Consider the following 6,526-nt stretch of genomic DNA (forward strand, 5'->3'; position numbering starts at 1 on the left):
CGTCGGCAGCGTCAGATGTGTATAAGAGACAGTTTGTGAACTAGTCCAAATGCACTGCACTGCTTCCACCAAGTACTCATGAAGTCAAAGCCGCTCTCGCCAGGGGCTTTTTGACCTGGGTAGTTTTCTATCTCTGAGCTAGAGGTGATCTGACCGCCAGGCTCGCCTTTTTCAAACATTACAACATTTTTTAGTCCGCCTCTAGTGGCGTAAAGTCCGGCGCTTAGTCCTGCTGGACCGCCTCCGATGATCGCTAAATCAAGCATAAATTTCCTTTATTCTAAAATATTTATGGACGAATTTTGTTTGTAAATTTCGCCCCTTTGATGAACTATCTCAACACTGCTAGGAAGCTTTGTGATGCTTAAATTTCGCATAAGCTCCAAAACTGTATTTATATCTGAGCTTATATATTTTAGTGTTGAGTTTGACTCATATCTTTTTTGAAAGATATCGATCGCCACAACTGTTTCATTTTTGGTTGGTAAAATTTCGTCTAATTTTGATTGATTTGAACTGAAGATTAAAAGCGTGTATTTTGGCTCTTTTGGAGTGAAAATTTCGCTTTTTTCGTAAAAAACTAGCTTCGCAAAATCAACAAATTTATATTGTGAAAAACGATAGTTGCTATACGCAAATGCAGCCGCTATCATAGCTGCACCAAAAAATGAACCAAATATATAGGTAAGAGGAAGCAGACTTCCTCTTCTTTTTTCGCTCATTAAAGAAGCGAATTTAGTTTGTCAGTTAGGGCTTGTTTTGACTGCGCACCGACCATTTGCTCAACTAGCTCGCCATTTTTGAAAAATAGCAATGTTGGGATCGATCTTATGCCAAACTCAACTGCAAGATCTTGCTCTTCATCAGTATTTACCTTGCAAATTTTCGCTTTGCCCTCGAAGTCTTCAGCAAGCTCTTCGATCACTGGAGCTAGCATACGGCAAGGTCCGCACCATGGAGCCCAGAAATCTACTAGAGCAACGCCTTCTTTTGTTACATCAAAATTTTCTTTTGTGAGTTCGATGTATTTTCCCATTTGTTCTCCTTATTTTCAAGATGTGGCAATTATACAAAAGAAAATTTAAATTTTAGATAAATAATAAATTTTATTATAAACTAATATTTTCTATCAAGTCAAAATTTTCATTTTTTACAACAAGCAGATCGAGCTGAAAGTCTCTGTTTGGCTCATTTTTCATCATATAAAAATTTATCGTTTTTAAAATTTTCATATATTTTGCCTTGTTTAGTCTATACTCCGCTTCGTATCCTCCGCTAGTTGCTTTTACCTCTATGAAGTGTAAAATTTTATCACTTCCAAGCGCAATGATGTCGATCTCACCAAATTTAGAGTGAAAATTTCTCTCTAAAATGACAAAACCAAGCTTACGCAAAAATTCGCAAGCCCTGTCTTCAGAGCTCTTGCCAAAGAGATACTCTTTTAGCCCCAAACTACTCCTCGATCCTCATCATAAATGGCTCTTCTTTTATATACTCTTGCTCTTTTAAAAGCTCCATCGTTCGCTTTGCATCAGCCTCCAAGCTCGTGTGCGTCGTAAAAAATAACACGGCATACTCGCTCTCATCTTTTGGCTTTTGCAGCAAGCTATCGATCGAGAGGTTGTTTTCGCTCATTAAATTTGTTATCTTTGCTAGCACGCCCATTTTGTCTTCGACTTTTAGCCTAAAGTAGTATTTCGTCTTTATCCTGTCGCGATCAAGCAGCTCTAAGGTGTTTAGCTCAAATGGCGCTTTGTATCCAAGCATAGGCGACTTGCTATCTCTTGCGATGTCGATGAGATCGCTAATTACTGCACTTGCTGTTGCGTCGCCGCCAGCTCCTGGGCCATAGTACATCGTCTCACCAACGACCTCTCCAACAACGCTGATCGCATTTGTCACGCCACTTGCCTTTGCTATCATTTTGTTTTGTGGCACAAGCGCTGGATGCACGCGTAGCTCGACTTTACCTTCGCTTTTTTTGGCGATAGCTAGAAGCTTGATCGAGTATTCAAAGTCTTTTGCGAAAAATATATCTTCTGGCGTGATGCCTTGAATCCCTTCTATCAAGATATCTTCTGGATCGCCGTGCACGCCATAAGCGATACTTGCTAGGATGAGAAGCTTGTGAGCTGTATCAAAGCCACCCACGTCAAAAGTAGGATCAGCCTCGGCATATCCAAGCTCCTGCGCCTTTTTAAGTGCGTCTTTAAAATTTGAGCCCTCATTCATCATCGAGGTTAGGATGTAGTTGCTTGTGCCATTTAGTATGCCATTTATGCTTAAGATGTGGTTGGCGCTAAGCCCTTCTCTTAAGGCTCTAATGATCGGTATGCCACCAGCCACGCTTGCTTCAAAGCCAAATGGCGTGTTTTTGGCTAAATTTTGTAAGGCGTATCTATGATAGGCAAGAAGCGCTTTGTTTGCAGTGACGACCGCTTTTTTGCGTTTTAAAATTTCACTCACCACTCTAAAAGGCTCTTCAACACCGCCCATAAGCTCGACAAAAACGTCGATATCATCGCGGTTTATGACGCTATTTATATCATCAGTCAAAGGGATGCCAGCGTCTCTTTTTTTGTTTAAATTTCTAACCACACCGACGACTGGCACTATCTCCTCGCCACATCTTGCTGCGATTAGCTTTTTGTTTTTTAGTAAAATTTTTGCGACCGACTCGCCAACGGTTCCAACGCCCAATATCGCTACATTCATTCAAATTCTTTCAAATATTTTTTTATATTTCTTGCTGCTTGCCTTATCCTATTTTCGTTTTCGATAAGAGCTAAGCGCACATAGTCGTTTCCGCCCTCGCCAAACCAATGCCCGGGCTAACGGCGACTGATGCCTTTGTAAGAAGCTGCTTTGAAAACTCAAGACTGCCTAAGTGGCTAACCTTTGGTGGAAGTTTCGCCCAGATAAACATGCTAGCATTTGGCTTTTTAAGCTCCCAACCAGCCTGAGTGAAGGCCTCTATCATCACATCTCTTCTTTTTTCATAAATTTGGCGTATCTCTTCAACGCAGCTTTGATCGCCGTCAAGTGCAACCGTAGCTGAGACCTGGACAGGCGTAAACATGCCGTAATCAACCCATGATTTTATCTTTTTAAGTGCGGCACAAAGTCTCTTGTTTCCGCACATAAAGCCAACTCTCCAGCCTGCCATGTTGTAGCTTTTTGAAAGGGTGTAGCACTCGACTGCGACGTCTTTTGCGCCTTCTACTTCAAAGATGCTTGGCGTTTTGTAGCCATCAAATGTAAGATCTGCGTAGGCGATATCTGAGATGATGTAAAATCTCTCTTGCTTTGCAACGCTTACAAGGCGCTCGTAAAAGCTCTTTTGCACGGTCACGGTCGTTGGATTGTGAGGGAAATTTACAACCACATATTTTGGTTTTGGTGAGCTTGCATGTATCGTCTGGATCAAATTTTCAAAAAATTTATTCTCATCTAGCTCAAATTTATCGTTGTAATGAAGCGGCATCTTTGCGACACTTCCGCCAGCAAACAAAAAGGCCTGCGTGTGTATCGGATAGGCAGGATCAGGCACGATAGCCACGTCGCCTGGGTTTATTATGGCTTGAGCAAGATGCACAAAGCCCTCTTTGCTACCCATGGTGGCGACCGCTTCGGTCTCTGGGTCTAAATTTACGCCGTATTTGCGCTTATACCAGTTGCAAATGGCAAGGCGGAGCTTGTAAATTCCAGCGCTGGCTGAGTAGCCGTGGGTCTTGTCTTTTTGCGCGCTTTCGCATAGTTTATCGACGATGTGTTGCGGTGTTCTGCCCTCTGGGTTGCCCATAGAGAAGTCTATGATGTCCTCGCCAGCTCTGCGTGCTGCCATTTTTATAGCATTTACTTCGGCAAAAACGTAGTTTGGCAAACGCTCAATTGTATTAAATCTTATCTCATCAAACACTGTTTGCTCCTATTTTATAAGCTTGATAATTATCTCGTTTTTAATGTTAGTTATGTCGTTATTGTCGCTAATTAACGCATATTTTGCGTCGTTAGCTAAATTTATGGTGTAGTTAGTTTTTATCTCGTTTTCTCTTTTTAGATCGATTTGGTTTAAGTTTTTATCATAAATTCTAACAAGCGGCACCCATTTGTTTGGCTCGTTTGAGATGATATTTAGGCTACTTGCACCTGCTACATCTACGATATAGACACCGCCGCTCTTTACAAGCGGGGTCTCTTCGTTAAAATTTACTTTTGAGGCATTTAGGCTCATATTTTTAGCATCCAAATAAAGCGCTAAATTTCCATCAACTCTATCAAATCCCATGATCTTAAAGCCGCTTTTACTAAGCGTGAAATTTAGCAAATTTGGATCTATGCCACCACTTTTTAGAGCTAAAATCCCATAAGAAATTTCATTGCCATTTTTTAGAGAATTTACTCTTGCCACGCTTATGTTTGCATCTTCAAGAGCTAAATTTATCGATTTGACAAATAGTGCTGAGGGGGCTTTTTGCGTGCTTATAAATTTTAAATTTAAGCTATTTGAGCTAAAAGAGAGAGCATCGTAGTTTGAGCTTTGCTTTAGCCTTGAGACTAGCTCGCCAACGTTTAGCGAGCCGTTAGTGTCTAAATTTTCTAAAGAAATTTGCAGATATTTCCCACTGCTTAGTGCGTTTGCGCTGCTATTTAGATCAAAAGCGTATGAAAAGATGCTAAAAAGAAGAAATATGACTAGTTTTTTTACCAAGATTTGCCCTTATTCATCTCGACAAACTCGTCATAAGTTAAAAATTTCATATCGCCATTTTCTACTAAAAATCTAGCTGGACGGCTTGGATTATATTTTGTCACTTTATCGCCGATCTTAAGCTCGATGTTGCCATTCCCGCAAACTACTAGCTGTCTTTGGTCTAAATTTATATTGACACTTTTGCTTGTATCGCTTGATGTTTTTTGGCCATTTTCAAGGTTGATGATGCCTATCCAAACGCGTTGTTTTGGTGTGATAACCGCCTCATTTAGTGGCTTTGTCACATTTTGCTCTACTTTTGGAGCTAGCTGGGCTGCCATGCTAGGCTTTAGGGCATTTTGATCAACGCTAGCAGGACTTACAGTCGCGTTTTGCTCAGCTGGAGCCGAAATTTTCACGCTTGAAGCGTTTGCATCGATCTTTGGAGTGTTTTGAGAAATAGTTACATTTGTGTCGATTATATTTTTCTTCACTTCATTTACGATGCTTGACTGCGAGTAGCTCACGCTCGTGTTGTCTTCATTTAAGGTCGCGATGAAATTTTGGACGTATTTGTAGGCGTCAAAATAGTAAGCGCCGCCGCCGATGATAGCTAGGATGATGATCCAAAAGAAAAAGCCAGATCCGCCGCCTTGCCTTTGGTTTGTTATATCATCAGGCGTGTATGAGGCGATCTTTGGGCTAACTACGGTTTTGTTGCTCTCATCAGGGGTGTTTTCTTGCATAAATGCGTCGTATTCGGCGAGAAGTTCGCTAAGATCGACGCCATACTCACGCTGTAAAATTTTGGCATAACCTCTGATGTTTAAGCGTGATAATTTTTCAAAATTTTTGTCAAAAATGTATTGTAAAAATGTGGGTTCAATGTGCGTCTTACGCGAAATTTCCTTTATGCCTATCTCTTTTAAATTTTCTAGTTCATTCATCTATCATCCTATCACAAATTATCGCAAAAGCTGCACTTACATTTAGGGAGTCCCAGCCGTCTTTTAGCTTGATACCGACGCACTCATCGCACTTTGCTAGAGCTTTTTGCGGTATGCCTTCGCCCTCTGAGCCCATCACCAAAGCCCTCTTGCCAGCAAATTTCATCTCTTTTATATTTTTGCCCTCACTTGCCGTAGCGTAGAGTCTAAAACCACACTGTTTTAGCTCATTTAGCAGGCTAAGTCCGTCTTCAAAAATGGCTATTGGTATCTCGTAAGCAGCACCGCTACTTGACCTTAAAACGCCTTGCATATTTACACTTTTTGCAACAATGACTAACCCTTCGCAGCCTAGAGCATAGGCACTTCTAGCGATAGCACCGATGTTTCCAACGTCGCTTATGCCATAAAGCACGGCGATGAAATTTAGCTTTTTTAGCTCGTTAAAGTCTGAAAACTCAAACTCACTAACGCTTGCTAAGAAGCCTTGATGGTTGCCGCCATGCGCCATAGACTGAGCTTTTTGATTATCCACGCGGATGATCTTCTTGCCTGTGCCGCAAATTTTAGAGAAGAGTTTTTTATCACACTCTTTTGAGAGATAGATCTCTTCTAGGATCTGCGGGCGCTTGTTCAAAATATGTAAAAATAGCTGTTTTCCGTATATTATCATGGTTGCTTATGGTAGCTAAAGTCAAGTAAAATTTAACTTATTTTGCTTCTAAATTTGAGTGAATTTTTGAAACTTTTTGAGAGAATTTGAGCTTTTAAATTTACGCTTTTATAAGCTCGTCGTATAGCTTTTTGACGTCCTTGCCAGTTATTTTGCTAAGCAGTTTTGCCTTTGCTTTTGGGGCGATATCAAGCGATAGGATCTCGTCTTTTG

General features: G+C 40.9%; 7 protein-coding genes and 3 pseudogenes. All 10 read right to left on the reverse strand.

What is annotated here, in order from left to right; translation table 11 throughout:
• Positions 1-29: 29 nt before the first annotated feature.
• A pseudogene (locus Q0296_RS03065) lies at positions 30-266 on the reverse strand (NAD(P)/FAD-dependent oxidoreductase); the annotation flags it as partial.
• A 9-nt stretch (positions 267-275) separates the two neighbouring features.
• Positions 276-722, reverse strand: coding sequence for a hypothetical protein (locus tag Q0296_RS03070; RefSeq protein WP_298036408.1), 447 nt, complete (start codon positions 720-722; stop codon positions 276-278).
• The gene (trxA, locus tag Q0296_RS03075; protein ID WP_107849458.1) at positions 722-1,036 is read right to left on the reverse strand and encodes a thioredoxin; all 315 of its coding nucleotides are present in this window, start codon (positions 1,034-1,036) and stop codon (positions 722-724) included. Before trxA ends, Q0296_RS03070 begins: the two co-directional genes overlap by 1 nt.
• 73 nt (positions 1,037-1,109) lie before the next feature.
• Complete coding sequence (locus Q0296_RS03080; protein WP_298036414.1) at positions 1,110-1,451, reverse strand: YraN family protein; 342 nt, start codon at positions 1,449-1,451, stop codon at positions 1,110-1,112.
• A 1-nt stretch (position 1,452) separates the two neighbouring features.
• Entirely contained in the window at positions 1,453-2,715 is a 1,263-nt protein-coding gene (locus Q0296_RS03085) for a homoserine dehydrogenase (protein ID WP_107945436.1), read from the reverse strand.
• Positions 2,712-3,919, reverse strand: a pseudogene (locus Q0296_RS03090) (LL-diaminopimelate aminotransferase). The gene Q0296_RS03085 and the pseudogene Q0296_RS03090 overlap by 4 nt, the downstream one beginning before the upstream one ends.
• A 9-nt stretch (positions 3,920-3,928) precedes the next feature.
• Positions 3,929-4,711 carry a hypothetical protein gene (locus Q0296_RS03095; RefSeq protein WP_298036417.1) on the reverse strand — a complete coding sequence of 261 codons (783 nt, stop codon included), beginning with the start codon at positions 4,709-4,711 and terminating at the stop codon, positions 3,929-3,931.
• A complete protein-coding gene (locus tag Q0296_RS03100; protein ID WP_298036418.1) occupies positions 4,705-5,640 on the reverse strand; it encodes a phosphatidylglycerophosphate synthase in 936 nt (311 codons plus the stop codon). The genes Q0296_RS03095 and Q0296_RS03100 overlap by 7 nt, the downstream gene beginning before the upstream one ends.
• Positions 5,633-6,313, reverse strand: a complete 681-nt coding sequence (gene rlmB, locus Q0296_RS03105) for a 23S rRNA (guanosine(2251)-2'-O)-methyltransferase RlmB (protein WP_298036420.1) — start codon at positions 6,311-6,313, stop codon at positions 5,633-5,635. Before rlmB ends, Q0296_RS03100 begins: the two co-directional genes overlap by 8 nt.
• Before the next feature lie 100 nt (positions 6,314-6,413).
• A pseudogene (locus Q0296_RS03110) lies at positions 6,414-6,526 on the reverse strand (rRNA (cytidine-2'-O-)-methyltransferase); the annotation flags it as partial.

The sequence above is a fragment of the uncultured Campylobacter sp. genome (assembly GCF_937890585.1).
GTDB lineage: Bacteria > Campylobacterota > Campylobacteria > Campylobacterales > Campylobacteraceae > Campylobacter_A.

Coding starts and splice junctions, on each gene's coding strand:
- Q0296_RS03070 (WP_298036408.1), bottom strand. CDS start 722: ATGAGCGAAAAAAGAAGAGGAAGTCTGCTTCCTCTTACCTATATATTT.
- trxA (WP_107849458.1), bottom strand. CDS start 1,036: ATGGGAAAATACATCGAACTCACAAAAGAAAATTTTGATGTAACAAAA.
- Q0296_RS03085 (WP_107945436.1), bottom strand. CDS start 2,715: ATGAATGTAGCGATATTGGGCGTTGGAACCGTTGGCGAGTCGGTCGCA.
- Q0296_RS03100 (WP_298036418.1), bottom strand. CDS start 5,640: ATGAATGAACTAGAAAATTTAAAAGAGATAGGCATAAAGGAAATTTCG.
- rlmB (WP_298036420.1), bottom strand. CDS start 6,313: ATGATAATATACGGAAAACAGCTATTTTTACATATTTTGAACAAGCGC.